The 23,569-nt window shown below is 68.9% G+C and carries 20 protein-coding genes, 1 tRNA gene and 1 pseudogene; 10 read left to right on the forward strand and 12 right to left on the reverse strand.

Annotation, left to right across the window (positions count from 1 at the left end; all coding sequences use genetic code 11):
* Positions 1–10: 10 nt before the first annotated feature.
* From B0I29_RS38910 to B0I29_RS38930, 5 genes and pseudogenes are all read right to left on the reverse strand, one after another.
* Positions 11–1,405 carry a calcium-binding protein gene (locus tag B0I29_RS38910; protein ID WP_111654179.1) on the reverse strand — a complete coding sequence of 465 codons (1,395 nt, stop codon included), beginning with the start codon at positions 1,403–1,405 and terminating at the stop codon, positions 11–13.
* 108 nt (positions 1,406–1,513) lie between these two features.
* Positions 1,514–1,756, reverse strand: a pseudogene (locus B0I29_RS38915) (hypothetical protein); the annotation flags it as partial.
* A 41-nt stretch (positions 1,757–1,797) separates the two neighbouring features.
* Entirely contained in the window at positions 1,798–2,484 is a 687-nt protein-coding gene (locus tag B0I29_RS38920) for an HNH endonuclease family protein (protein WP_245973126.1), read from the reverse strand.
* A gap of 59 nt (positions 2,485–2,543) precedes the next feature.
* Positions 2,544–4,268 (reverse strand): 2-isopropylmalate synthase, encoded by a 1,725-nt coding sequence (leuA, locus tag B0I29_RS38925; protein WP_111654181.1) that lies wholly within the window; start codon positions 4,266–4,268, stop codon positions 2,544–2,546.
* A 188-nt stretch (positions 4,269–4,456) separates the two neighbouring features.
* A complete protein-coding gene (locus B0I29_RS38930) occupies positions 4,457–5,209 on the reverse strand; it encodes a hypothetical protein (protein WP_111654182.1) in 753 nt (250 codons plus the stop codon).
* A gap of 148 nt (positions 5,210–5,357) precedes the next feature.
* Between B0I29_RS38930 and B0I29_RS38935 the strand changes: the two genes are divergently transcribed.
* A complete protein-coding gene (locus tag B0I29_RS38935; protein ID WP_111654183.1) occupies positions 5,358–6,623 on the forward strand; it encodes an aspartate kinase in 1,266 nt (421 codons plus the stop codon).
* Between the two features lie 5 nt (positions 6,624–6,628).
* Positions 6,629–7,696, forward strand: coding sequence for an aspartate-semialdehyde dehydrogenase (locus B0I29_RS38940; RefSeq protein ID WP_111654184.1), 1,068 nt, complete (start codon positions 6,629–6,631; stop codon positions 7,694–7,696).
* Positions 7,697–7,762: 66 nt separating this feature from the next.
* Here the strand turns inward: B0I29_RS38940 and pyrE are convergent, their stop codons facing one another.
* Positions 7,763–8,287 carry an orotate phosphoribosyltransferase gene (gene pyrE, locus B0I29_RS38945; protein WP_111654185.1) on the reverse strand — a complete coding sequence of 175 codons (525 nt, stop codon included), beginning with the start codon at positions 8,285–8,287 and terminating at the stop codon, positions 7,763–7,765.
* A gap of 138 nt (positions 8,288–8,425) precedes the next feature.
* On the opposite strand from pyrE, the gene B0I29_RS38950 reads away from it, so the two are divergent.
* A complete protein-coding gene (locus B0I29_RS38950; RefSeq protein ID WP_111654186.1) occupies positions 8,426–8,701 on the forward strand; it encodes a hypothetical protein in 276 nt (91 codons plus the stop codon).
* A 106-nt stretch (positions 8,702–8,807) separates the two neighbouring features.
* Here the strand turns inward: B0I29_RS38950 and B0I29_RS38955 are convergent.
* Positions 8,808–8,884, reverse strand: a tRNA-Pro gene (locus tag B0I29_RS38955).
* 73 nt (positions 8,885–8,957) lie between these two features.
* Positions 8,958–9,854, reverse strand: a complete 897-nt coding sequence (locus tag B0I29_RS38960; protein ID WP_111654187.1) for a metallophosphoesterase — start codon at positions 9,852–9,854, stop codon at positions 8,958–8,960.
* Positions 9,855–9,878: 24 nt separating this feature from the next.
* Between B0I29_RS38960 and B0I29_RS38965 the strand changes: the two genes are divergently transcribed.
* On the forward strand, positions 9,879–10,331 hold the full coding sequence (locus B0I29_RS38965) for a GatB/YqeY domain-containing protein (RefSeq protein WP_111654188.1): 453 nt from the start codon (positions 9,879–9,881) through the stop codon (positions 10,329–10,331).
* Positions 10,332–10,389: 58 nt separating this feature from the next.
* Here B0I29_RS38965 and B0I29_RS38970 read toward each other — a convergent pair whose 3' ends face one another.
* Entirely contained in the window at positions 10,390–12,819 is a 2,430-nt protein-coding gene (locus B0I29_RS38970) for a transglycosylase domain-containing protein (protein ID WP_111654189.1), read from the reverse strand.
* Positions 12,820–13,129: 310 nt separating this feature from the next.
* Between B0I29_RS38970 and B0I29_RS38975 the strand changes: the two genes are divergently transcribed.
* Positions 13,130–13,429, forward strand: coding sequence for a WhiB family transcriptional regulator (locus tag B0I29_RS38975; protein WP_111654190.1), 300 nt, complete (start codon positions 13,130–13,132; stop codon positions 13,427–13,429).
* Between the two features lie 35 nt (positions 13,430–13,464).
* Here B0I29_RS38975 and bagB read toward each other — a convergent pair whose 3' ends face one another.
* The 3 genes from bagB to B0I29_RS38990 are packed head-to-tail and all read right to left on the reverse strand — an operon-like array spanning position 13,465 to position 16,332.
* Positions 13,465–14,592: an ArsA family ATPase gene (bagB, locus tag B0I29_RS38980; protein ID WP_111654224.1), complete on the reverse strand. Its 1,128-nt coding sequence runs from the start codon at positions 14,590–14,592 to the stop codon at positions 13,465–13,467.
* A gap of 48 nt (positions 14,593–14,640) precedes the next feature.
* Complete coding sequence (gene bagA, locus B0I29_RS38985; RefSeq protein WP_111654191.1) at positions 14,641–15,591, reverse strand: ATPase BagA; 951 nt, start codon at positions 15,589–15,591, stop codon at positions 14,641–14,643.
* A 15-nt stretch (positions 15,592–15,606) separates the two neighbouring features.
* Positions 15,607–16,332, reverse strand: coding sequence for an Rv0361 family membrane protein (locus tag B0I29_RS38990; protein WP_111654192.1), 726 nt, complete (start codon positions 16,330–16,332; stop codon positions 15,607–15,609).
* A 121-nt stretch (positions 16,333–16,453) separates the two neighbouring features.
* Between B0I29_RS38990 and sp36 the strand changes: the two genes are divergently transcribed.
* The 5 genes from sp36 (at position 16,454) to B0I29_RS39015 (ending at position 22,774) form a co-directional block, all read left to right on the forward strand.
* Entirely contained in the window at positions 16,454–16,609 is a 156-nt protein-coding gene (gene sp36 / locus B0I29_RS38995) for a Sp36 family protein (RefSeq protein WP_014447928.1), read from the forward strand.
* Between the two features lie 85 nt (positions 16,610–16,694).
* Positions 16,695–17,186: a RidA family protein gene (locus B0I29_RS39000; protein WP_181558205.1), complete on the forward strand. Its 492-nt coding sequence runs from the start codon at positions 16,695–16,697 to the stop codon at positions 17,184–17,186.
* A gap of 95 nt (positions 17,187–17,281) precedes the next feature.
* Positions 17,282–18,121, forward strand: coding sequence for an MBL fold metallo-hydrolase (locus B0I29_RS39005; RefSeq protein WP_111654193.1), 840 nt, complete (start codon positions 17,282–17,284; stop codon positions 18,119–18,121).
* On the forward strand, positions 18,118–21,756 hold the full coding sequence (locus B0I29_RS39010; protein ID WP_111654194.1) for an adenylate/guanylate cyclase domain-containing protein: 3,639 nt from the start codon (positions 18,118–18,120) through the stop codon (positions 21,754–21,756). The genes B0I29_RS39005 and B0I29_RS39010 overlap by 4 nt, the downstream gene beginning before the upstream one ends.
* A gap of 31 nt (positions 21,757–21,787) precedes the next feature.
* Positions 21,788–22,774, forward strand: a complete 987-nt coding sequence (locus B0I29_RS39015) for a serine/threonine-protein kinase (protein ID WP_111654195.1) — start codon at positions 21,788–21,790, stop codon at positions 22,772–22,774.
* Positions 22,775–23,569: the final 795 nt, after the last annotated feature.

A 23,569-nucleotide genomic window follows, 5' to 3' on the forward strand; every position in this document is an offset into this window, starting at 1 on the left:
CCTCCGTGGGTCAGCGGGTGAAGCGTTCGCAGTCGAGGGTCCGGTCCGGGTCGGTCGCCAGGCAGAGGTCGCCGAGCTGGGTGGCCCCGGCGCCGCCGTCGAGGAGGTCGGGTTTCTCGGCGCCGATGTCCTGGCCGCCGACCAGTTCGTCGTCGCCGGCCTCGCCGTGGATCAGGTCAGCGCCGTCACCGCCGTACAGGGTGTCGGTACCGCCGCCGCCTCGGATGACGTCGTCACCGAAGCCGCCGATGATGTAGTTGGCGGCGCTGTTGCCGGTCAGCACGTCGGACTGCGGTGATCCGTTGAGGTGTTCGACGTCGGAGCCGACCGTGTCGTGCTCGCCCTCCTGACCGTCGTCGCCGGTGACGCCGTCGAGGTCGACGACGACCGGCCTGGCGTGGCCGTTGTAGTCCACCCGGTCGGCGCCGGAACCACCGCGGATCATGTCGGTTCCGATCGGGACACTGGTTTCGAGGTCCGGGTCGTCGCCGGAGAGATAGTCGTCGCCCGCGCCGCCGTCGAGCAGGTCGTCGCCGGACCAGCCGGTCAGCTGATCGTTGCCGGCGCCGCCCTGGAGCCGGTCGTCGCCCGCGCTGCCGTTGACCTGGTCGGCGCCGTTTCCGCCGTTCAGCAGGTCGTTGCCGAGGCCGCCGGTGATCCGGTCGTTGCCGTCGTTGCCGTACAGCGCGCTCGCCGTGTCGCCGGCCCGCAGGAAGTCGGGGCCGCGGCCGCCGATCAGAACCTCGACGTCGGTGTGCACGGTGTCGTTCTCGCGGCTCTGCCCGTCGTCCGCCGTGGTGCTGTCGGCGCTGATCCAGACCGTCGCGGTCCGGGTGGCGTAGCTGACCGTGTCCCGGCCCGGGCCGCCCCGCATCACGTCGCTGTCCACCCGCCCGGACCGGACCTGGGCGAACGTGTCGTTGCCGGTGCTGCCGTACTCCTTGTCGTTGCCCGCGCCGCCGGTGATCCGGTCGTTGCCGGCGCCGCCGTCGAGGCTGTCGTTGCCGGCGCCGCCCCAGATCTGGTCGTTGCCGGAATCGCCGACGAGACGGTCAGCTGCGGAGCCGCCGGTCAGCTTGTCGTCGCCGGTTCCCGCGTACCCGAAGGTCTTGATCGAGGTTTTGTTCTTGAGACTGTCGTTGCGGTCGTAGAGGAAGACCTTGATCCGGGTCGGCGCCGTCGCGGTGGTGCAGCGGACCCGGGTCCTGTCACCCTTGACCTTCTTGCAGCCTTTGCCGGCCTTGACCGTGACGCGGTCGTCGATGGTGACCGTGCGGCCGGAGCGGGTGATCGTGACGGCGTTGGTCTTCTGCTGGCCGGCTTTGTAGGTGACGGTCGTGCCGGAGACCGAGGCGACGCCGGTGCTCGCGGCGAGCGCGGGCGTTCCGGCGGCACCGACGGCCATGGTGGCGACGAGTGTTACACCGGCGCGCGTCAGCCAGTGCCTACGAGAACCTGAAATCCACACATGAGGTTCGATGCCGTTTCCGGCCTCGGGGTTTTGTGACCTGCGTCACCCTTCAGGTCTGTTGAGGAGCCCGACCGCGATCGTGTGGACGGTGTCCAGGCCGGACGGGTCGGCGAGCGGGGCTTTTCCGCCGGTCACCGCGTACCACTCCTCGGCTTCCTTGTACTGCACGCGCAGCACCACGTCGCCGCCCACGAGTTCGGTACGCAGGGTCAGGTCACCGGTCACGACGCCGACCTCGTCGGTCATCACGCCACCCGGACCGGGAACGATGTCGGTGGTCTTGCTCGGTTCCGGGCTTGGTTCCGTTTTTTCTTCCGGTGCGGTCATCAGCAGGTCCTCAGCATGTCGTCGAGCGCCGACTTCTCCTTGTCGGTGACGCTCAGCTCCCAGTAGCTCTTGACTGTGATCCAGTCCACAGCGTATTCGCACCAGACGCTTTCCGCCGGAGGCTTCCAGGTGGACGGATCCTGGTCACCCTTTGACCGGTTGGAGCTCGCCGAAACCGCGAACAGCTGGGGACGGTCGAGGTCGTTGGCGAATTCGCCACGCTTGTCGTTGTCCCACTTCGCGGCGCCGGAACGCCACGCGGCCGCGAGCGGCACCATGTGGTCGATGTCCACCTTGGTCGGCGAGTCGATGACCTGGTCGTCGTAGATGCTGTTCCAGGTCCCGGCGACCACGTTGCAGCCGGAGAGCTTGACGTTCTTGCCGTCGCGCTCGAGGACCGTGTCGCGGACATCGCAGTTCGAACCGGTGTCGCGCCAGTGCGGGAACTTCTCCCGGGAGTAGCCCTTCATGGTGCCGGCCGTGGCGACGGTCAGGGCGTCCAGCTGGGTCTGGGCCTCTTTGGCGTTCTTCGCGCCGGAGCCGGAGCCGGAGCCCGAGCCATTGCCGGACGACGAATCCTGACCCGGGTCGCCGGCGTCGACGACCTCACAGCCGGTCAGGGCGAGGGAAGCGGTGAGAGATGCGGTGAGCAGGAGCAGGAGCGCGCGGGGGGCTTTTCGTGGCACGACGCCAGCCTAAGCGTGATCCCCGCGTGCCGCCCCTCGGCGGCACGCGGGGATGAATCTCAACGCGCGCGGTTGATCGCGCTGGTCACCGCTTTGATGGAGGCGCTGACGATGTTGGCGTCGATCCCGACACCCCACACCGACACGTCACCAACCTGAACCTCGACGTACGCGGCCGCCTGCGCGTCGCCGCCCGAGGTGAGCGCGTGCTCCTGGTAGTCCAGGACCCGGGCGCTGATCCCCAGTGGTTCGATGGCCTGCACGAACGCGGCGATCGGGCCGTTGCCGACACCGGCCAGCGGACGGCGGACACTGCGGTGGAAGACCTCGACGTCGATCTCGACCTTGCCGTCGACCGTCGCGGTGCTGTAGTTCTCCACGGTGAACGCCGGGGTGGACTGGTGCTCCACCAGGTATTCGCCGGCGAAGATGTCCCACATCTGCTGCGGGCCGACCTCGCCGCCCTCCTCGTCGGTGTGGTGCTGCACGACGCCGGAGAACTCGATCTGCAGCCGTCGCGGCAGGTCCAGCTTGTGCTCTTCCTTCATGATGTACGCCACGCCGCCCTTGCCGGACTGCGAGTTGACCCGGATGACCGCCTCGTAGGTGCGGCCGACGTCCTTCGGGTCGATCGGCAGGTAGGGCACGCCCCAGGTGAAGGCGTCGATCGGGGTGCCGGCCGCGTCCGCGTCGGCCTGCAGGGCGGAGAAGCCCTTCTTGATCGCGTCCTGGTGCGAGCCGGAGAACGCGGTGTAGACCAGGTCGCCCGCGTACGGGTGGCGCTCGTGCACCGGCAGCTGGTTGCAATATTCGACAGTGCGCTTGATCTCGTCGATGTTGGAGAAGTCCACCTGCGGGTCGATGCCCTGCGAGAACAGGTTCAGCCCCAGGGTGACCAGGTCGACGTTGCCGGTCCGCTCGCCGTTGCCGAACAGGCAGCCCTCGATGCGGTCCGCGCCGGCCAGCAGGCCCAGCTCAGCGGCGGCCACCGCGGTGCCACGGTCGTTGTGCGGGTGCAGGCTCAGCACCACGCTGTCCCGGCGAGGCAGGTTCCGATGCATCCACTCGATCGAGTCGGCGTACACATTGGGGGTTGCCATCTCGACGGTGGCCGGCAGGTTGATGATCAGCGGCCGGTCCGGCGTGGGGTCGATCACGTCGATGACGGCGGAGCAGATCTCCAGCGCGTAATCCAGCTCGGTGCCGGTGTAGGACTCCGGCGAGTACTCGTAGAAGATCTCGGTGTCCGGGGTGTGGATCTCCGCGTACTTCTGGCAGAGCCGGGCGCCGCTCGTCGCGATGTCGGTGATGCCGTCCTTGTCCAGGCCGAACACCACCCGGCGCTGCAGCGTCGAGGTCGAGTTGTAGAAGTGCACGATGGCGCGCTTGGCGCCGCGGATCGACTCGAACGTCCGGTCGATCAGGTGCTCGCGGCACTGCACCAGGACCTGGATCGTGACGTCGTCCGGGATCAGGTCCTGCTCGATCAGCTGGCGTACGAAATCGAAGTCAGTCTGGCTCGCGGCCGGGAAGCCGACCTCGATCTCCTTGTAACCCATCTTCACCAGCAGCATGAACATGCGCCGCTTGCGTTCCGGGGACATCGGGTCGATCAGGGCCTGATTACCGTCGCGCAGGTCGACCGCGCACCAGCGGGGAGCGGACTCGACCACGCGGGACGGCCACTGACGGTCGGTCAGCGGAACGGCGAACTGCTTCTGGTACGACTCGTAGCGCTCGAAAGGCATCGCGCTCGGACGCTGGGTCTTGAAAGCCTCGGACATGTGACTGCTCCAGTCAGGAAAAAGACGAGCAGGCGGCGCGACTCAACTCCGCGACGAGGTGCCGGCCTGGGATGGGGCCTCGTCGCGGCAGCGAAGGAGAAGGTTCACCTGCCACATGTCGTCACCGACGTTACGTGATCAGTTTCGAGGTGGCTAATAGAACGACCGGATCGTGGGAAACCCGACCGTCAGCCCGGTGCGACCACCGAGGACGGGACGACCACCGGTGGCGGCGCATCCATCCCCAGTGGCGTCCCGGTCACCACCGGGCCGGGCAGCTGCACAGCCGCCGGCGCGGCCACCTGCTTGACCAGCTTCAACACCCCGAAGTTGACCCGGGCCGCAGTGAGCAGGCCGTCCGCCGAGTAGCAGTAGATGCCCACGTCGACCGGTGCGTCCAGGCCGGCGGCGACCGAGTCGACGGAGTAACAGGTGCCCTCCGCGCCGTCGAGCGGCTGGACCGCGGAGACCGCGAGCGCCTCGTGCCGGTCGGTGAAGGCGGGCAGCCACTGCCGGAACAGGCGCTGCACCTTCGGGTCGTACTTGCGGGGCACCTTCTCACCGTGGTCGGCGACCAGGACACAGGTGGAGCTCACCCCGAGCGAGCACTGGTGCACCCCGGCGGCCGTACGCACGATCGCGACGTCGGCGGTCCCGCCCAGCGCGCCGCGCGGGATGTCGACCCGCCAGCTGCCGTCGTTCGCCACCATGGCGATCACGTCGCGGGGCTGGCTGTCGCCGGTGTCCCAGGTGTAGAGCGCAGCGAATCGGCGGTCCAGGGCCAGCGCGGCCAGACCGGCGAGGGCGCTGCCGGCGTCCGCCGCGGGCCCGGCCGCCGACGGTGGCGCCGCCGAACTGGACGCCGGCTCGGGTGTCTCGCCGCCGGAGCAGGCGGTCAGACTCAGCGCCAGCAGCGTGACGGTAAACGCGAAAAGCCGCATCGGGACATTCTGGCCGGGCCGTGCGACACGCCCCTCCAGCGCCCCCGGCGTGTCGCGGCACGGTGGCCGGAATCTGGGATCGCCTGTCGAGCGGTCGTGCCAGCGCGGCTAGGGTGGTCAGGACCGCCCTGGAAGGAATGGTTTTGCCGTGGCTCTAGTGGTGCAGAAGTACGGTGGTTCGTCGGTGGCGACGGCCGAGCGCATCAAACGCGTGGCCGAGCGCATCGTGGCCGCCCGCAAGGCCGGCGACGACGTCGTTGTCGTCGTCTCCGCGATGGGTGACACCACCGATGAGCTGATGGACCTGGCAAACCAGGTCAGCCCCCTGCCCCCGGGCCGCGAGCTGGACATGTTGCTCACCTCCGGCGAGCGGATCTCGATGGCGCTGCTCGCCATGGCGATCCACAACCTGGGGTACGAAGCTCGGTCGTACACCGGCTCGCAAGCCGGCGTGCTGACCACCTCGGCGCACGGCAAGGCGCGCATCATCGATGTCACGCCGGGCCGCCTGCGGACCGCGCTGGACGAGGGTGCGATCGCCATCGTCGCCGGTTTCCAGGGTGTCTCGCAGGACACCAAGGACATCACCACGCTGGGCCGGGGCGGCTCGGACACCACTGCCGTCGCGCTCGCCGCCGCGCTGCACGCCGACGTCTGTGAGATCTACACCGACGTGGACGGCGTCTTCACCGCGGACCCGCGAATCGTGCCGAACGCCAAGCACATCAAGCAGATCACGTACGAAGAGATGCTCGAGCTGGCGGCCGGCGGTGCAAAGGTGCTGATGTTGCGATGCGTGGAATACGCGCGCCGATTCAAGGTGCCGATCCACGTACGCTCTTCGTACTCGAATAAAGAAGGCACGCTCGTCACCGGATCGATGGAGGACCCTGACGTGGAGCAAGCATTGATCACCGGGGTCGCGCACGAGCGCAGCGATGCCAAGATCACGATCGTCGGCGTCCCGGACGAGCCGGGCTCGGCGGGTCGCATCTTCGAGACGGTCGCCCAGGCCGAGATCAACATCGACATGATCGTGCAGAACGTGTCCACCGAGGGCACCGGCCGCACCGACATCTCGTTCACCCTGCCGAAAGCCGACGGGTCGAACGCGATGTCCGCCCTGGACAAGATCAAGGACCAGATCAAGTTCAAGAGCCTGCTCTTCGACGACCACGTGGGCAAGGTGTCGCTGATCGGCGCCGGCATGCGCTCGCACCCGGGTGTCGCAGCGGCCTTCTTCGCCTGCATCGGCGCCGCCGGGGTGAACATCGAGATGATCTCCACGTCGGAGATCCGGGTCTCGGTCGTCTGCCGTGACACCGACCTCGACACCGCCGTGCGCGCTGTGCACGACCAGTTCGAGCTCGGTGGTAACGAGGAGGCAGTCGTCTACGCGGGCACCGGCCGGTAACCCGGCTGATGGCGAAGCCCACGCTCGCCGTCGTCGGAGCCACCGGCTCCGTCGGTTCCGTCATGCTCGAGCTGCTCTCGTCCCGGCGCGACGTCTGGGGCGAGATCCGGCTGATCGCGTCGGCCCGCTCCAGCGGCAAGGTCCTGACCTGCCGCGGAGTGGAGCTGACCGTCCAGGAACTGACCGCCGAGGCCTTCGACGGCGTCGACGTGGCGATGTTCGACGTGCCCGACCCGGTGTCGGAGCAGTGGGCGCCGATCGCGAACGCGCGCGGCGTCATCGTCGTCGACAACTCGGCCGCGTTCCGGATGGAACCGGACGTGCCGATCGTGGTGCCCGAGGTGAACCGCGAGGTGCTCCGGTACCGGCCACGAGGCATCGTGTCGAGCGCCAACTGCACCACCGCCGCGATGATCATGGCGGTGGCTCCGCTGCACTACGAGTTCGGGCTGCGTGAGCTGGTCCTGGCGTCGTACCAGTCGGCCTCCGGTGCCGGTCAGGTCGGCGTCGACACCCTGCACGACCAGCTCACCAAGGTGGCCGGCGACCGGCTTCTCGGTTCCCGCCCGGGCAACGTGCGCCAGGCGGTCGGCGACGACCTCGGCCCGTTCCCGGCCCCGCTCGCGCTCAACGTGGTGCCCTGGTCCGGGCAGCTGGAGGCGCTCGGCTGGTCCTCGGAAGAGCTCAAGCTCCGTAACGAGTCCCGCAAGATCCTCGGGATTCCGGCGCTCAAGGTCTCGGCCACTTGTGTACGCGTACCCGTCGTCACCGGACACTCGATCGCGGTGCACGCCGTCTTCGCCGCCGAGGTGACCGCTGACGGGGCTCGTCAGGTGCTGCGCAACGCACCCGGTGTGATCGTGGTGGACGACCCGGAGTCGGGCGAGTTCCCGATGCCGATCGACGCGGTCGGCACCGATCCGTCCTGGGTGGGCCGCATCCGCCGGGCGATGGACGACCCGCGGGCCCTCTCGTTCTTCGTCACCGGCGACAACATGCGCAAGGGCGCGGGGCTGAACACGGTCCAGATCGCCGAACTGCTGGCCGCTGAGCTGACCAAAGCCCGCTCCTAGCCGATCTTGTGAAGTTCCGCGCGAACGGTGCCGGGGAACTTCACAAGATCGAGCAAGAAGGGGGTGTCAGGCGACGGCGTCCAGGTCGGCTCGGGTCAGCAGAGCGCGGAGGGTGATGCCCTCGGCGGCCAGGGCCTGTGAGCCGCCCTCCTGACGGTCGATCACGCAGACGGCGTGGTCCACGTGTGCGCCGAGGCGCCGCAGGTCGTTCGTGGAGAGCACAACCTGCCCGCCCGAGGTCACCACGTCCTCGACGATCAGGACACGCCGGCCGGCCACTTCGGCGCCCTCGGCGAGCCGGGCGGTGCCGTACTTCTTGGCTTCCTTGCGGACGAACGCGGTGGGCAGCTTGGCGTGCCGAGCGAGAGCGGTGACGACCGCGATGCCGCCCATCTCCAGGCCGGCGAGGACCTCGGTGCCTTCCGGGATCAGCACGGCCAGCTGTTCGGCCAGCTTGTCGAGGAGTTCCGGATCGGCCTCGAACTGGTACTTGTCGAAGTATTCGGTGGCGGTGCGGCCGGAGCGCAGGGTGAATTCGCCGGTCAGCCGGCTCACGCTGCGAACCTGCCGGGCAAGGTCGGAGTCAGTCACAAGGACTCAGCTTGTCACATGCCGTTTGACGAGTTCTCGTCACCCGTACAGGTACTTGATCCATGCTTTACCGCAAAATATGTCCTTTTGGGGTACTTTTCGCCTAATTAGTGGCTTATGCCCCGGAAGGATAGTTCTGTGACACCCTTCGCGATGCTCTTCCTGCTCGCTCTCGCCGGCTCCTCGTGCTTCGCCCTGGGTCGTGCCCTCGGCCGCGGCGAACGCTACGAGCGCGGTTACCGAGAGGGCTTCCGCGACGGTGAGACCGGCTCCCTGGCCCGTGCCACCCGGCTCATGCAGCTCGGCGACCGCCCGTCGGTCGCGCCCGCCGTGGAGCAGATGATCGGCCCGTACGCGGTGCCCCAGCAGGCGGCGCCCCGCACCATGCCGGCCCGCCCGCAGCTCGCGCTCTAGAACGCAGGCCGCGCACGCCCACAAGGCAGATGCGCGGCCCAGGACCAAAAGCTGTAGGCCCGGCTCGCCGAATAAATCCGGTGTGCCGGGCCTACCTGCAACTACGTGGTCGGGGTGGCGGGATTTGAACCCACGGCCTCTTCGTCCCGAACGAAGCGCGCTACCAAGCTGCGCCACACCCCGAGCTGCGAGATAAATACTAGCTGACCCTCCCGCGGCCACGGAAATCGGGACCCCCCACCGATGAAACCCCAGGTCAGCGTGGGATCAGAGTGAGCAGTGAGGCCTCCGGCCGGCAGGCGAACCGCATCGGGGCGGTCGGGTGGGTGCCGAGGCCGGCCGAGACGTGCAGCCAGGAATCCGAGCCGGGCCAGCGGTGCAGGCCCTTCGCCATCGACTGGGGCAGGTCGCAGTTCGTGGCGAGCGCTCCGTAGAACGGCACGCAGACCTGGCCGCCGTGCGTGTGCCCGGCCAGGAGCAGGCTGAACCCGTCCGCTGCCATCGCGTTCAGAACCCGGGACGCGGGCGTGTGCGTGACACCGAGATGCAGGTCGGCGCCGCTGCTGATCGAGCCGGCCACCGAGGCGTAATCGTCACGCTCGACGTGCGGGTCGTCGACGCCGGCCAGCTCGATCGAACGGCCGCCGGCTTTCAGAACGGTCCGGGCGTTGTTCAGATCGGCCCAGCCCGCGTCCACGAGGGCGGCCCGCAGGTCGTCGGTGGGCAGGTCGACACCCTGCACGTACTCCCGCTCGCCGGGCAGGACGTAACGCAGCGGGTTCTTGAAGACCGGGCCCCGGTAATCGTTGGAGCCGAAGACGAACGCGCCCGGCCGGTCGAGGAACGGTTCCAGAGCGCGGAGCACCCCGGGGACCGCGTACGGAGACGACAGGTTGTCGCCGGTGGTGATCACCAAGTCCGGGTCGGTGCCGATCAGCGCGGCCACCCAGTCCTGCTTACGGCGCTGCTCCGGCATCATGTGCAGGTCCGACAGGTGCAGGATGCGCAGCGGTTCCGCATCCGGTTCGAGCACCGGTACGTCGAAGCGGCGCAGCGTGAAGAGGTTGCGCTCGATGAGGGAGGCATAGGCGAACGTCGCGCCGCCGACAGCGGTCAGCGCGGCGGCGGCGGTGATAAAGGAGCGCTTACGCATGACGGCAAGGGTAGTTTCTCCGCCATGGGAACGCTGAAAGACCGCCTGAACGATGACCTGCACACGGCAATGAAGGCCCGGGACGACCTGACCACGTCCACGCTGCGGATGGCGCTGTCCGCTGTGCGTACCGCCGAGGTGGCCGGTGACGCTGCTCGCGCGCTCTCCGACGACGAGGTTCTGGCCGTGCTCACCAAGGAGGCGAAGAAGCGCCGCGAGGCGGCTACCGCGTTCTCCGGTGCGGGCCGAGCCGAGCAGGCCGCCAAGGAGGTCGCCGAGGGCGAGGTCCTGGACCGGTACCTGCCGAAGCAGCTCACCGACGCGGAGATCGCCGAGATCGTGACGCAGGCGCTCGCCGCGGCCGGCATCACCGGCAAGGCGCAGATGGGCCCGGCCATGAAGGCTGCTCAGAGCGCCGTGGCGGGACGCGCGGAGGGCGGGCGGGTTGCTGCAGAGGTGCGGCGCCAGCTGGTCTGACACAGGCCAAATGAAACGGGCGGGAGATCAACGATCTCCCGCCCGTTTTTTCTCCCGGCTAGTTGCCGGGGCCGTTGTTGTTACCGGGGCCTTCCGGTGCTCCGCTTTCCGCGGGATCCGGCTTGTCGTTCTTGCCGTTGCTGATCTCCAGGACCACGACGCCGCCCTTGATGGTCCGGCCGGACGGGTTGGTGCCCGCCACAGTGCCGGCCGGGCACTTCGAGTCGACTGTCGAACCGGTCGAGACCGAGAAGCCCTGTCCCTCAAGCCGGTCGCGAGCGGCGCCGACCGAGTCACAGGTCACGTCGGCGATCGACCTCTGGTCGCCGTACGCGATCTTGGTGCTGGCCGGTTTCTTGAACTGGACCTTCGGCTTGCCCTTCATGTAGTTCGCGACCGTGTACTGAACGGCCGGGTTGATGATCGGGTGCGACATGTGGTCCTTGTGGTCCGGGTAGTCCGGGTTGACCATGTAGCCCGCCACCACGATCGACGTGGTGCCGACGATCAGCGACGCGGTCTTGTCGGCGTCGGTGGTGCCGGACTTGCCGAACACCGGGTGGCCGACGATGCCCTTGGTCGGGCCGGCGGTCGCGCCGTTGCAGGCACCCATCTGGGCCGAGTCGCCGACCGGGCAGCGAGCCGCGTCGAGAGCGGCGCGTGCCACGTCCTTCGTGGTGGCCCGGATGCAGTGCGGCTTGCCGACGTCGATCTTCTCGTTGTCCTTCGTGGTGATCTGCTCGACCGGGGTCGGCTCGCAGTACATGCCATCACCGGCGAGCGTGGCGTACGCGTTAGCCATGTCCAGCGGGGTGGAGTCGGTCACGCCGAGGGAGAAGGCGCCCCATTGCTCGACGCCGCCCTCCTTGGTGGTCTTCTCGGCGTCCCGCGGCTCGCGGAACTGAACGCCGAAGCGCTTGGCGACGGCCACCACCTTGTCGGTGCCGACCCGTTCCTGGAGCGGGATGAAGTACGTGTTGATCGACTTCGCGAAGGCGGACCACATCGTGTAGACACCGGCGCCGCCACCACCCGAGTTCTTCGGACAGTAGAAGTGCGTGCCCGCGCAGGCCGCTGGTGAGCCACGATCGATGACATAGCCCGACTTGTACTGTTTCTCCGCCTTGATCGTCGTGCCCAGCGGGAGTCCCGCTTCAAGGCCCGCGATGATCGGGAAGATCTTGAACACCGAGCCGGCCTGGTAGCCGGTGATGTCGCCACCACCGGTCAGCAGCGGGTTCGTCGTGTTTGGGTAGGTACCGCGGATTTTCTTGGCGGCCTTTTTCGGGTCCGACGAGATCTTGTTCTGCGGGTCGTCCGGGTTGTCGAGCTTGTACTTCCGGTTCGTCGCGAGGAGCCGCACCTTGCCGGTGCCGGGCTGGATGCCGGCCAGCAGCAGAGCGTTCTTGCTGTTGTCCGACTGCCGCTCGACGATCTGCTTGCGAGCGCCGGCCTGGCCCTTCAGGTCCAGCGTGGTGACCACTCGGTAGCCACCGCTCTTGAGGCGGCGCTCCCGGTCGTACTCGGTGGCGCCGAAGGCCTCCTGGCCCAGCCACCAGCGGTAGAAGTAGTCACAGAAGAAGCCCCAGTTGTTTTTCGCCACCCAGGCGCAACCATTGCCGACAGACTTGACCTTGTCCGGAACCTTGGACTTCTTGGCCTCGTCCGCGTCCGCCTGCGTGATCATGCCGAGCGCGACCATGCCGGGGATGATGTAGTTGTCGCGGCGCTCGGTGATCTGCTGGTGGCCCGACGGGGTGGTCGGGTTGAAGCTGCTCGGCGCTTTCACCATGCCGGCGAGCATGGCCGCCTCGGCGACCGACAGGTCCTTCGGCTTCTTGTTGAAGTAGACCTGGCTCGCGGCGAAGACGCCGTACGCCTGGTTGCCGAAGGGCGCGATGTTCAGGTACCGCTCGATGATCTGGTCTTTGCTGAGCTGCTTCTCGACCTGGAGCGCGTACTTCATTTCGGTGATCTTGCGCTTCGGGCTGTCCTTCGTCGCGTCGATCACCTCCTGCGGGTTGGTCGCCGAGTAGGCCAGCGACATCCGCACGTACTGCATGGTGAGGGTCGAGGCGCCCTGCTGGGCACCGCCTTGGCTGTTGCCCACGAAGGCACGGGCGACGCCCTTGACGTCGACGCCGTTGTGCTCGTAGAACTTCCGGTCCTCGGCGGCCAGGATCGCGTTCTGCATGTTCTTCGAGATGTCCTTCAGCGGAACGTCGCTGCGGAACTCGTCGTAGAACTGCGAGATCTGGGTGCGTCCGTCGGAGGCATAGATCCGAGTGATCTGCGGTGAACTGAAGTCCTTGAGCTCACTGGGCAGGTTCGCGAACGTCTGACCACCCGCTTTCGCGGCGAGTCCGGTCATCGCGGCGGCGGGGAAAGCGGCGGCGGCCACAACGACCCCGGCCAACAGCCCGCATATCAAAAGCGAGGTCGCGTTGGTGAAGATGTTGTGATCGCGTCTGCGAAGCCAGGAGGTCACCCGAGCAGGGTACGCGAACAACGCACGCGACCGCCCAGCGAGAAGGCCCCTCTCGCCCGATATGAGTGTGACCCGTCACCCCACCTGGCGGAGTGTTTTTCGGCTTATGCACCAAAGATGCCCCCGTTCGGCCCCCTCGACCTGGCCGCTATGCCCGGAACTACCGAGCTATACGTATTTGAGGGACAACGTTGCGTAATCGACCAACTACGGAGCATGATGGTCCGGCGAGACATCGCAGAGGGCGTCCGCGTGGCATGGGGGACATGGGCCGCGGGCGTCGGGGGGAAACAAGGGGGGACGTTTACCGATGGGGATGATCAGCGACTGGCCCAGCATGGCGGCGTGTCAGAGTGGCGACCCTGACGCGTTGTTCGTGCAGGGTGCCGAGCAGAACGTGGCGAAAAGGATCTGCCGCAGCTGCCCGGTCCGCTACGAGTGCCTCGCCGACGCCCTGGACAACCGCATCGAGTTCGGCGTCTGGGGAGGCATGACGGAACGCGAGCGGCGGGCGCTCCTGCGCCGCCACCCGCACGTGGCGAGCTGGCGGAAGACTTTCGAGGCAGCACTCAAGGAGAAGGGCGCCGACAAGGTGCTCGTCTCCAGCTGATCCCGCGAGCGTTGCTCGGGTGATCAAGCAGCCGGTCACGCGAGCAGCGTTCCGATCGTTCGCAGCCCGTCGACGTCATGAACGTCGGCGGGCTGTGCCGCGACCACGGTCGTCGGCACGTGCGGGAACGCGTCGATGAACGTCGCGGCGACCCGTACCTCCCGCTCGGTCTGCCGCAGCAGACCCGCGTGGATGCGCAGCACGTCCGCGGTGATGGACTGGTCACCGGCGGCTTCCAGTTCCGCCGCCGCGGCCTCGCTCTGCTCGGCCGTCAGGCCGGCCGGCTCGGCCTGGTGCATCCGGTTGAGGACCAGCCCGCCCAGCGGCATCCGTTCCGCCACCAGCCGCTCCGCGAAGTACGCAGCCTCCCGGACCGCATCGCGTTCCGGCGCCGCGACCAGCAGGAACGCCGTCTGCGGGTCCTGCAGGACCCGGTAGGTCTGGTCGGCACGGGCCCGGAACCCGCCGAACATCGAGTCCAGCGCCGCGACGAAACCGGAGAGATCGGTCAGCAGCTGCGCACCGAGAATCTTCTGTACGGCCCGGGAGAACAGTCCGAACGACGCGGTGACCAGGCTGAACATGCTCTTGCCGCCGGCCCGCGCCGGGGCGAGCAGCATCCGCAGCATGCGGCCGTCGAGGAACCGGGACAGGCGGGCCGGCGCGTCCAGGAAGTCGAGCGCGGACCGCGACGGCGGGGTGTCCACCACGATCAGGTCCCACTCGTCGGCGGCGCGCAGCTGGCCCAGTTTCTCCATCGCCATGTATTCCTGCGTGCCGGCGAAGGTCGAGCTCATGGCCTGGTAGAACGGGTTCGCGAAGATCTCGGCGGCACGATCCGGCTTGGTGTGCTGTTCCACCACCTCGTCGAAGGTGCGCTTCATGTCGAGCATCATGGCGTGCAGCTCGCCGCCGGCCGCGGTGTCGATGCCTTTCACCTGCCGGGGAGTGTTGTCCAGCTCGGTGAGGCCCATCGACTGCGCCAACCGGCGAGCCGGGTCGATGGTGAGCACCACCGTGCGGCGGCCGTGCACCTCTGCGGCGCGCAGGCCGAGAGCGGCGGCGGTGGTGGTCTTGCCGACGCCACCCGCACCGCAGCACACCACGATGCGGATCGCCGGATCGGAGAGAAGGCCGTCGACGTCTAGCCGTGCAGCGGTCAAGTCAGCCACCGTTCAAGCGTAGTGCGTCTTGATCGGACGAACCCCTGTTCAAGCTCTCAGGAGCCGTCCGGCGAGATCTTGCAGACCGCTCATGTTCACCCCGTCGGGCAGCAGCGGCAGCTCCACCATCGGGCGGTTCAGCTCGGCCAGTTCGATGCGCAGCGACTCCTCCAGCTCGCGCCGCGTCAGGTGGGCCTGAGCCTGGACGGTGAGTTGACTCACCGCCGCCGCCGAGGCCGGCAGGCCGGCCGCGGTCAGGCCTCGTTTGACCTCCGCCTTGGTCACCTTGCCGCCGGTCAGCAGCGCCGGTCGGGCGCCGTTCACGATGATCCGGCCGACCGGGATGTTCAGCGCCGTGAGGTCGGTGATCGCGTCCAGGCTCTCCTGCACCGGCATCTCCTCAAGGAGTGTCACCACGTGCACCGCGGTCATCGGTGAGCGCAGCAGCGACGCGACACCGTCGCTCTGCGTCTTGATCGGCCCCATCTTGGCGAGCCGGGCGGTTTCCGCAGTGACGTTCAGGAACCGGCCGACCCGGCCGGTCGGCGGCGCGTCCAGGATCACCGCGTCGTAGACCCGGCGGCCGTTCTCGGACCGGGTGGTGGCCTCTTTCACCTTGCCGGTGAGCAGCACGTCGCGCAGGCCGGGGGCGATCGTGGTGGCGAAGTCGATGGCACCGACCTTGCGCAGGGCACGACCGGCCGCGCCGAGCTTGTAGAACATGTCCAGGTATTCGAGGAGGGCCTCCTCGGGGTCGACCGCCAGCGCGCGGACCTCGCCGCCGCCGGTCGTGGTGGCGATCCGCTTCTCCGCGTAAGGCAGCGGGTCCAGGCCGAACAGCTGCGCGATGCCCTGCCGGCCCTCCACCTCGACGAGCAGGGTGCGCCGGCCGCCGGCGGCCAGGCCGAGAGCCAGGGCGGCGGCCACACTGGTTTTCCCGGTGCCACCCTTGCCGGTTACCACGTGCAGTCGCTCCGGCCAGTTGCGGTGTTCGCCCATGTTCTAAAGGTACGACTAACCGGAGACTTCGCAGACCAGCCAGCCGGCCTTGCGGACGACGGTGAACTCCAGATCCTGCGCGGCCGTCCGCTCGTCCTCGGTTGACAGCACGACCCGGACCGCGACCTGGGCCTCCTCGTCGCTGGTGGTGGAGACGGCCGGATCGTCCCACCGGAAGACGGCGCCGGCGTAGTTCTCGGCGTACGCGCCGATCTGGTCCACCCGCTCGGCGAGTTTCTGGTCGTCGCGGGATTTGCGGCAGACCAGGTTCTCGGCGACCGTCGCGTCCTGCTGCGTGTAGACCGCGGTCAGGAACTTGTTCACCGCGGTCGCCGGGTCCGGTGAGCCGGGATTGTCGGCGTCCCGGAACAGGAAGTACGCCGAGACCGCCCCGCCGCCGCAGAGCACCAGCGTCGCCGCGAAGGCCAGGGACAGGAAGACGGCCGAGCGCCGGCCCGACGAACGCCCGGCCGACTGACCCGCAGCCCAGATCGGTTCCGGCTGCGCGGGGGACTCGAGGAAGGAGAGGCGTTCCGGCGGCGAGTGCTGCCACTCACCCGGCTTCTCATGCTGAGCGTGCCAGGAATCTTGCGCGAGCGTGTGCGGGATCACCTCGGTAGCGTCCGACGACGGCACGTAGATCGGGTGCTCAGCGGTCGCGTCGAGCTCGGCCCGATGCGCCCCCACCGGCGGTGGCGGCCCACCGGCGACCGGCAGCCCGCTGTCGGCGTTCTGGGTCATGGTCACCCTTCGTGAATGCAATATCGCTCTGCGTGCGTCGTGCCAGTACAGGCTAGCCACTCGGGGTGATCCCCGGGCCCTAAGCTGTGCCGGTATCCGACTTATAGGGAGAGGCCAAGTCATGCAGAAGTGGGAGTACGTGACCGTGCCCCTGCTGGTACACGCGACCAAGCAGATCCTCGACAACTGGGGAGAGGACGGCTGGGAGCTCGTCCAGGTAGTGCCCGGTCCTAACCCCGAACAGTTGGTGGCCTACCTGAAGCGGCCGAAGGCATGATCGACTGCACCGAGCGGCACTCGGCCGCACCGAGCAACGGCGTTGCAGGCGAGGGCCAGGAGAGCATGCATAAGGGGGCTCGAGCGTGACCGCCCCGGCTCCGATTGCGGGTGAGGGCGCCGTCGACGCGTACGCCAAGCTCGCCGAACTGGGACTGACCCTGCCGACCGTGGTACCGCCGCTGGCGTCCTACGTCCCGGCCGTGCAGTCCGGCAACTATGTCTACGTCTCCGGCCAGCTTCCGCTGGTCGAGGGCAAACTGCCGTACGCCGGCAAGGTCGGCGCCGAGGTCAGCCCGGAGCAGGCCGCCGAGCTGGCCAAGATCTGCGGTCTCAACGCGCTTGCCGCGATCGAGTCGCTGGTCGGCCTCGGCCGGATCGTGAAGATCGTCAAGCTGACCGGTTTCGTGGCGTCCGCGCCGGGCTTCACCGGTCAGCCGCTCGTGATCAACGGCGCCTCCAACCTCTTCGGCGAGGTTTTCGGCGAGCAGGGCCGGCACGCGCGCAGTGCCGTCGGAGTGTCCGAACTGCCGCTGAACGCGCCCGTCGAGGTGGAAGTCATCGCCGAAGTAGCGTGATCTTGCGGTGATTCGGCCCCTTTTGGTGACCGAAGGTGACGGGAACGGACATCGTGTCTCGGCTACCGCCCCTCGTCCGACGTACGATTCGGGTCATGGGGGGTGCTGAGCCCGAGTCGGCGCAGGTCGACCGGCTACCGGGTTGGGTGACGCTGTTGCGAGCGCCCAACCCGGGACCGATGACGCTGGACGGCACCAACACCTGGATTCTGCGCGCGCCAGGCTCGGATTACGCGACCGTGATCGACCCCGGGCCCTTGGACGAGGGGCACCTGCGGCGGATCGCCGAGCACGGCCCGTTCCAATTCATTCTCATCACGCACGGTCATCACGATCATGTGGAAGGCGCCGAGCGGCTCTCCGAGATCCTCGGCGGCACCGCAGTGCTCGCCGCCGACCCGGCGCACTGCGTGAACGGTGAGCCGTTGGACCCGAGTGAGCACCTCGGTGGGAACGGTCTTGAAATAACGGTCCTGGACACTCCGGGGCACACGAGTGATTCAGTGTGCTTTCTCGTCGAGTGCGGGGACGATCGCGTGGTCTTCACCGGTGACACGATCCTGGGCCGCGGGACCACGGTGGTGGCCCGGCCCGACGGCGACCTGGGTTCCTATCTGTCGAGTCTCGAGCTGCTTCGGGCGTACCCAAATGTTTTGATGCTGCCCGGCCACGGACCGGCCCGCAGCGATACCGCTGAGCGTGCCCACTTCTATCTTGATCATCGGCGTGAGCGGCTGGCGCAGGTGGCGGCCGCGATGGCGGCCGGCGCCGAGACGCCGGCCGCGGTGGTCGACGTGGTCTACCCGGACATCGACCCAGCTGTCCGCTTTGCGGCGGAATGGTCAGCGGCTGCACAGATCGAACACCTGTTGCGGGAATCCGGCACGGGTTTGCGGGAATCCGGCACCGGTACTGACCGGTTGGATCGGCTGTGACCTGCCCCGTCTGCGGAACCGTCGCCGTGCCCGGCGCCCGCTTCTGCCACCACTGCGGTGCGGCCCTGCCTGATGTCGCGCTGCCCGATGCGGCCTCGCTGCCGGCCGCCGAGCGCCGCATCGTGACCGTGCTCTTCGGCGACCTCTCCGACTTCACCTCCTGGTCGGAAGACCTCGACCCGGAACGGGTCGGCGCGGTCACCGACCGGGTGCTGGCCGCACTCGCCGGCGCGGTGAAAACCTTCGGCGGGCACGTGGACAAGCTGACCGGCGACGGGATCATGGCGGTCTTCGGCGCGCCGGTGGCGCACGAGGACGACGCCGAGCGTGCCGTCCGGGCAGCCCTGAGCATGCAGCGCGCGGTCCGCCGGGTGCTCGACGACGAGCGTGGCGGTGGCGCCCCGCTCGGCCTGCGCGTCGGCCTGAACACCGGCGAGGTGGTCGCGGGCATGCAGGCCCGCATCGAATACACGGTCATCGGCGACACGGTGAACACGGCGGCCCGGCTGGCCGACGCCGCCGCGGTCGGCGCGGTCTACGCCGGCGAGCGGACCAGCGGCGGCACCCGGCACGTGGCGTCCTGGCGGCAGCTGCGCCCGCTGCGGCTCAAGGGCAAGCGCGAGCCGGTTCCGGCCTATGAGCTGCTCGGCCTGCACGACGCTCCCGGCACCCGGTCGGGTCTCGGCGACGAGGCGCCGTTCGTGGGCCGCGAGACCGAGCTGGGCCGGGTCTCCGGCCGGCTCGCCGAGGCGATCGACTCCAGCACCTCGCGGATCATCGTGATGACCGCCGAGGCCGGCATCGGCAAGTCCCGGTTCGCCGGCGAGGTGAAACGGCTCGCTGCCGGATACGACGTGGGCAGCGGTGCGTACTCCGGGCACGGGGCCCGGGTGCTGCGGGTGCGCTGCCGCGCGTTCGGCGAGCGCCGCCGGTTCGCACCCCTGGCCGACCTGGTCCGCAAGGCCGCCGGCCTGCCCAAGGACGTCACCGCCACGGTCGGCCGCACGGTCGTCGAGGAACGCCTGCGCAAACTGGCGAACCGGCTCGGCGCCCAGTTCGACACCGACCGTCTGCTGGTCCTGCTGGGTTACGGCGAGGCGCCGGCCAACCCGGGCGGCCCGATCGCGCCCGCCGACTGGCCGCCCAGCGCGAAACGGGTCGACGCCGAGGCCATCTCGATCGCGGTGGCCGGCGTGCTCAACGCGCTCGCCGCCGAAGCCCCGCTCATGGTCATCGTCGACGACCTGCACGACGCCACCGCCACCACTGTCGACGCGCTCGGCGGCACGCTGTCCCAGCTCGAAGGCCCGGTCGTGGTGTTGCTGCTCGGCCGTCCCGAGCTGGTGCGCACCGCCGGCGTGATGACCCGGATCGCCGACGCCGAGGTGCACACCCTGCCGCCGCTGCGGGGCGCCGACGCGTCCCGGCTGCTCACGTCGTACCTCAACGGCGGCAAACTGCCGCAGGCCGACAACGATCGGCTGCTCGCCACCGCGCAGGGCAACCCGTTCTATCTGGCCGAGATGGTCACCCTGCTGATGGAACGGGGTGCGCTCACCCCGGCCGTCGGCGCCAACGCGGCCGGCCGCTGGCAGCTCGCCGCCGGCTCGCTGGACAGCAAACTGCTGTCCCGCGACCTCGCGGCCGTGCTCGCGGCCCGCATCGACGCGCTCTCGGCGGAGCCACGGGCGGTCCTGCGGGACGCCTCGGTGGCCGGCGCGACAGTGCCGAGCGGGGTTCTGGAGGCCTTGCAGGAACGCCGTGCGGCCGAGTCCCGGCCCGGCGCGGTCTCCACGGTCGAGCTGGAACGCACCATCGACGAGCTGCTCCAGCGCCGCATGCTGCACCGGTCGCGCGGCGGTTACCGGTTCACCACCCCGTTGATGCGCGAGGCGGCGTACGCCGGGATCGGTAAGGCCGACCTGGCCGAGCGACACGCGTACCTGGCGACCTGGGCGGCGCCGGAAGAGGTACGCCGGCCCGGCCACGACGGCGCGGTCCGGCTGAACCTGACCGGAAACGATCGGGACGCGTTCATCGCGAGCCACGCCGAGTGCGCCGTCGAGCTGGCCGACGCCGTGCGACTGCGCCCGGACGCGGTGGCCCGTGAGGTGGCGCCGCTCGGTGTCGCCGCGCTCGGCCGGATGGCCCGCCGCTCGCTGGCCAACATCGAACCGGCCGCCGCTCTGGAGTACTCCGAACGCGCCACCACCCTCTCCCGGGACGACGGCCTGCCCCTGGCCGATCAGCTCGTGCACGCCCGGGCGCTGCTGCGCCTGGGCCGGGCCGAGGAAGCCCTGACCGCCGGCGTGAGCATCACCGAGGCCTCGGCCGAGGAGCCGCTCTGCCGGGCCGAGGGCATGATCCTGGTTGGCCGCGCGCACGAGGCCCTCGGCGACACCGGCAAAGCCGTGGCGGCCTGGCAGGAAGCGCTCGAAGTGGCGACCGAGGCACAGCTGCTGCCGGAGCGGGCCAACGCGATGCGCCGCCTCGGCATGGCCGACTTCCTGGCCGGCAAGCTGAGCCAGGCGAGCAGCCGGTTCGCGGCGGCGTACCAGGTCACGCTCGCGGCCGGTGATCGGCACGGGCAGGCCTGGGCTCTGCAGAACCTCGCCTGGGTGACCACCACCCGAGGTGACTTCGCCGGCACCGACGCGGTTCTGGGCCGGGCCGCACGGCTCTTCGCCGAGCTGGGTGACCAGGTCGGGCGGGCCTGGCTGCGCGGCACCACGGCGTTCGCCCGGCTGCTTGCCGGCCGGCTCCAGGAAGCGCGCCGGCTGGCCCGGATCTTCCTGCCGTTCGGCGACCGGGTCGGTGAGGGCTGGGCGGTCGGCACGCTGCGCGTCGTCGAGGCGTACGCGGCGGCCGAGCTCGGCGACCTGGGCGCGGCCGACGGGCAGGCCAGGCGGGCATACCGGGAATTCAACGAGGTCTCCGACGACTGGGGACGCGGTCTTGCCCTGGTGGTCCGGGGTGCGATCGCGCGCGGACTCGGCGAGCTGGACCACGCCAGTGATCTGCTCACCGACGCACTCGGTTACGCCGATCGCACCGGGCATCCGCTGCTGCTCGGGATGGCCGGGACGCTGCACGGGTTCGTCGCGCTCCAGCGGGGTGACCTGGCGACCGCCGAGGCCGACGCGCAGCGGGTCATGATCGCGGTCGAGCCGCACAATCCGCTCGCCCCGGCGCAGGTGGGTCCACGGGTTCTGCTCGCCGAGGCGCGTACCCGGGCTGGGGATGCGCGTACCGCGATCGGGCTTCTCGCACCGATCGCGAGTGACACGTCGACGCCGTCGCTGCTGTTCTCGCGGCGGCACGCGCTTGCGGCGTACGCGTCAGCCCTGCTCGCTGAGGGCCGGGTGGAGTCCGCGATGACCTGGATCGAACGGGCACGCGAGGTTCCGGCCGAGGACGTCCGCAGCAGTGTGCTGGCCGCGATGGTCCGCGCCCGGGTTCTGGCGGCGGCCGAACGCTTCGACGAGGCCCGTGCCTCAGCCGACGAAGCGGTGCGTCTGGCGTACTCAACTGAGCAGGTCAGCGAGCGTTCCGCGGCCGAGGAACTGCGTGACACGATGGCCCTCGCGGGTATCGAACCGGAAACTGTCGCCTACGCGTCTGACGTGCCGGGATGATCTCCCCGCGGCCTGGCGTATTTTCTATTCCGTGACGGAGACTCCGCCTGGTGCCCTGCCCGTACCATACGTTCCGGGCATGTCCGGATTGTCGGTCATGGCGCGCGGGGGTTATGCAACTGTTTACCGAGCCACCCAGGACTCGGTCGGTCGCGAAGTAGCGATCAAAATGGAGAACCGCACCCTCGACAACGCCCGCGACCAGGCTCGTTTCCTGCGCGAGGCCCGAGCCGCCGGCCGCATGTCGTCCCACCCGCACGTCGTCGACCTGTTCGACGTCGGCGTCACGGTCGACCAGCACCCTTACCTGATCATGGAACTCTGCGACGGGTCCTACCTCGACCGCATGCGCGTTTCCCCGCTGACCCCCGCCGAGGCTCGCGACGTCGGCATCAAGATCGCCGACGCGCTGGTCCACTCACACGCCAACGGTGTCCTGCACCGCGACGTGAAACCGGCCAACATCCTGTACTCCCAGTTCAACGCGGCCGTCCTGGCCGACTTCGGCCTCGCCGTCCTGGGCGAGATGCGCGATTCGTCGGTCACGCTGGAGGTGCTGACGCCGGCATATGCGCCCCCGGAGATGTTCCGCCACGAGAGCCCGTCCGGTGCGGCCGACGTTTATGCGCTCTGCGCGACGCTCTACGCGGTGATGAACGGCCGCCCACCCCGCTGGGCAACCGACCGCAGTCCGAGTCTGATCACCCTGATGGACCTGTTCACCCAGCCCTTGCCGGACATTCCGGGCGTACCGCGCGCGTTGACCGAGGTCCTGCGTTACGGCATGGCGAACGAGCCCGCCGCACGCCCGACCACCGAACAACTCCGCGACCTGCTGAACAACCTGCAACTCGACCCGAACACCCCGGGCCCACCCCCAGCGGTCTACCGCTCCACCCAGAACTTCGTCCCGCCGCGCCCCCGCCCGATCGTCCCGAGCACCCCAACCCGCGAGGACGACACCCCGACCGTGCACCAGCGCGGCCGCAAAGGTTTCTTCAGCCGGTGGTTCAACTAAAACCTTCTTTGGTACGCGTCTCGGGGCTGGCCAAACGCAGGCGATGAGCACCGGGCCTACCCCGCGACGCCCGGTGCCTGGGTCACGGCCGCAGCGCGCCTCTCGCGCCACTGCATCAGCCAATCACGCCAGCCCTCATCACTCACCGCCGCCGCCGAGTCACCCTCAGTGCCTACCGGGGGTTTCGTGGTTCCCGCTTGGTGGGTGGTCACGCTCGGCCTGCCCGGGGTGCGTGCGGTGCGTTTTGGCGGGCGCGCTTGGTGGGTGGTTGCGCTCGGCATGCCATGGGTGAGCGGGTGCGCGTGCTGCGTGAGTCGGTTGTGGTGGGTGGGTGCCTGGGCAGCAAGAGTCGGCCGAGGTGGGCGGGCCGGTTGCGGGCTCGGGGCTATCGCGGGCGGTGAGCGTGCCGGCGGGCGGGTGGTTGCGCCCGCTGCTGGGGAAATGTCCTGTTCGGAGGTCGGGGGAACGGTTCGGCGGCGCCGATCTTGTGAGTTTTTGGCTGGCATGGCGGCGCAAACTCACAAGTTTCGGGGGCGGGCGCGAGTGACGTCTGGTTTGTCGGATCGCCGGTCTGGTCGGGGCGCGCGAGCCGTAGCTCAGACCTGTTATGGGGCGGCGATGACATGTCTGAGCTACGGCTCGGGCCGCCCGGCCGTCGTTCAGTCACGTTATGAGTGTGCGATGGCGTGTGTGAGCTACGGCTCGGCTTGCTCGGCGTCGCGCATTGCGCCGCAGGGTGCCCACGGCCACGTGTGCTCCGGCGCACCGTGTGCCCTCGGCTACGTGCCCTGGCTA

Origin of the sequence: Actinoplanes lutulentus (assembly GCF_003259845.1) — a bacterium.
GTDB classification, from domain to species: domain Bacteria; phylum Actinomycetota; class Actinomycetes; order Mycobacteriales; family Micromonosporaceae; genus Actinoplanes; species Actinoplanes lutulentus.